This is a genomic window from Falsiroseomonas oryzae (genome assembly GCF_027856955.1).
In the GTDB taxonomy this organism is placed as follows: Bacteria; Pseudomonadota; Alphaproteobacteria; order Acetobacterales; family Acetobacteraceae; genus Falsiroseomonas; species Falsiroseomonas oryzae.
Genome location: NZ_JAPSMD010000606.1, coordinates 1 through 2,548, shown reverse-complemented (window position 1 = coordinate 2,548; position 2,548 = coordinate 1). Strand labels below are relative to the sequence as shown.

The 2,548-nt window shown below is 71.1% G+C and carries 3 protein-coding genes and 1 pseudogene; 1 reads left to right on the top strand and 3 read right to left on the bottom strand.

What is annotated here, in order from left to right; translation table 11 throughout:
- Positions 1-179 (bottom strand): annotated as a pseudogene (locus tag OZN99_RS29520) (ribonuclease HII); the annotation flags it as partial.
- Positions 180-255: 76 nt separating this feature from the next.
- Between OZN99_RS29520 and OZN99_RS29515 the strand changes: the two are divergent.
- Entirely contained in the window at positions 256-798 is a 543-nt protein-coding gene (locus OZN99_RS29515) for a cupin domain-containing protein (protein WP_270938786.1), read from the top strand.
- A gap of 501 nt (positions 799-1,299) precedes the next feature.
- Here the strand turns inward: OZN99_RS29515 and OZN99_RS29510 are convergent.
- The gene (locus OZN99_RS29510) at positions 1,300-1,755 is read right to left on the bottom strand and encodes a PEP-CTERM sorting domain-containing protein (protein WP_270938785.1); all 456 of its coding nucleotides are present in this window, start codon (positions 1,753-1,755) and stop codon (positions 1,300-1,302) included.
- Positions 1,756-2,097: 342 nt separating this feature from the next.
- Positions 2,098-2,277 carry a hypothetical protein gene (locus OZN99_RS29505; RefSeq protein ID WP_270938784.1) on the bottom strand — a complete coding sequence of 60 codons (180 nt, stop codon included), beginning with the start codon at positions 2,275-2,277 and terminating at the stop codon, positions 2,098-2,100.
- Between the last annotated feature and the right edge of the window lie 271 nt (positions 2,278-2,548).

Here is a 2,548-nt window from a genome sequence, read left to right as displayed (position 1 = left end):
TCGCGCCGCGCTGCGGTCAGGCGCTTGCTGTCGTCCAGCAGCCGCGCCAGGGCCGGCGGCGGCGGCGCGCGGAACAGCACGGCGGCCGCGAGCACAGGGCCGGCCAGCGGCCCGCGCCCGGCCTCGTCCAACCCGGCGACGCGGCCCCCATGCTCCGATTCCAGGCGGAAATCCGGCATCCGCTTTGGATAGCGCGCCCGGGGCAACCTGTCCCGCCGCCGCCGCGTTGCCCGGCCTCGACGCAGGAGGACCGGCATGACCCCCGGAAAACTGGCCCTGGCCGCCGCGGGCGTGCCCGCGGTGCCCTTCGGGATCCCCGGCGCGACCGGCGAATTCCGCATCCAGCTGCTGAACCAGGACAGCGCGGCCGGCGTGGTGACCTCCGTCATCCACCTGCCGCCCGGCGGCCGCATCCCGGCGCACCGACACAGCGCCGGGTCGGAGATGCACTACGTCCTGGAGGGCGACCTGATCGAGGCAGGCCGCGAGCTCGGCCCCGGTGCCTTCCTGACCCATGCCGCCGGCCAGGTGCACGGCCCGCATGAGAGCCGGGGCGGGGCGAAGGTGCTGACAGTGCAGTCCTGGCAGTCGGCGCATGGTGACTACGACTTCGAGCCCGTGGAGGAGGGCGCCGCCAGCGAGCCGCCGCAGGCCGCACCCGCCCGCATGCCGGAGGAGGCCGGCACCTCGGGCGGCGAGCGTGCCCGCGGCACCGGCGGGATGCAGAAGGTGGACCAGACGGCGCAGGAGCAGGCGCGGCAGTCCCAGTCCGACCCGACCGCGCGCGGCTACAGCTAGGCGCGATCGCCCTGGGTGTGCACGCCGAGGGTGGGCGCGGCGAAGGGCGTGAATTGCAGGGCCAGAGAAGCCAGGGTGGAGTAGCCCCGGGTCGCCTCGGCTGGAACCGGCTTGTGACTGGCTGCGGCGTGGCGAGATTCGTCAGCACCCGGCGCCCTGCCGCAGTACAGCCCGGGCCTGAACCCGATCGAACTCGCCTTCAGCGAGCTCAAGCGCCTGCTGCCCCCCGCCGCCGCTGGAACTGTATGCGCCCGCCGGGCCACCACCGGCAGCGTCCTCGACCGCTTCAGGCCCAACGACTGCGCCGCCTGCTTCCGCCACTGCGGATATGCACAGCGAGAGCACTAAGGGTCCAGTGGCTCGTTTGCCACCGCCGCGTCGCATCTGCTCGAGGTAGCGCGGTCACGGTCGCGCTGATTCGCGCTCCGCTACGGGGTGAATTGCAACAGGGCGGGCCGGCGCTTAGCGCCCCATCACCGCAGCGGCAGGACTGCCCGGCGCTTATCCGGTCCGCCGCCGACGACGCAGAACAGCGAGCGCCAGGGTGCTCGACCCCAAGATAAGCAGCGCCGCGGGTTCTGGAACCGCTGCCACGCTTGTCAGGACCGCTCCGCTGCCGACGATGTTCCTGCCAAACCCGGCGGTGTTGGGCTCGAACACGCCGATGCGATTTGTGTCAGCGAGCATGTCGGCCAGAGTGCCGTAGGTGACGATCGCCGCCGAGATGCTGCTTTCGCCCTCGATGTTGAAGACGTTCCAATAGGTGCTGCCGTCCGAGCCGCTGCCGACGATGTTCCTGCCAAACCCGGCGGTGTTCGGCTCGAACACGCCGGTGCGATTGGTGTCAGCGAGCATGTCGGCCCGGGTGTTGTAGGTGACAATCGCGGCTGAGATGCTGCTCTCACCCTCGATATTGAGCACGCCGCGCCGATATCGTGCCTTGTCCGAGACCGTCATCGCGGAAGCGGTGGCACAAGTTTTCGGCTGCGAATGGGCCTCAGGCCGCCCGCTGCCGCGGCGCAAGCCCGAAGTGCATCGCCTGCGCCCCGAGTGCCGCGACAAGGATGTCCGGCGCCACCGGCCCATGAACGAGACTGCTGTCAGCCCGAGACCGGTCAGGCGTTTCGTCTCGACCATTCACGCGATGGCGCAGCCGTCTGCGACGCGCGCTCCCAGGAGGCTCGTCTCCGGGCCGCGAGATCCATCGCCCTGCGCCCCAGGGCCACCGGCATCTGTCCTGGGTGGCGGGCCTGTCCCGTCCGTTCGTCGGCAGACCCGACGAACTTCAGGGGCGGCACACTAGCCGATGCGGAAGCGCCGATGCGCCGCCGGGGCAAGGATCGCCACCACGAGCATCGCCAGGCTGAGCTTCACCAGGTCGCCGATCGCCCAGGCGAGCGCCACGCCGAGCAGCGCCGCCATCAGCAGCACCGCGGTGAAGAACAGGTCCGCTGCCCGGATCAGGTCCTGGCTGATCACCGTCTCGCCTCCGCCGCTGACCGTCCCTGACAATGCAAGGGACCGCCTGCGACGTAGATCAGCAGCTTATGCGGAACGATGCAAGGATCGTGAGGAAGTGTCAAAGACCGCGGCGGCTATGGCCGTCGCACCCAGATCGCGAAGACCCGGTGCGGCACGCGCAGCGGCTCGTCCGGGAAGCGGGCGGCCAGCAGCGCGGCGAGCTCCGCATCGAAGCGCGCCACCGCCCCGGGCCCCAGCGCGCCGCCGATGCCGGCCGAGGCCCGCACGC

What these genes read in the sequence shown, in the direction of transcription:
- OZN99_RS29515 (WP_270938786.1), top strand. Translation starts at nt 256, where the DNA reads ATGACCCCCGGAAAACTGGCCCTGGCCGCCGCGGGCGTGCCCGCGGTG.
- OZN99_RS29510 (WP_270938785.1), bottom strand. Translation starts at nt 1,755, where the DNA reads ATGACGGTCTCGGACAAGGCACGATATCGGCGCGGCGTGCTCAATATC.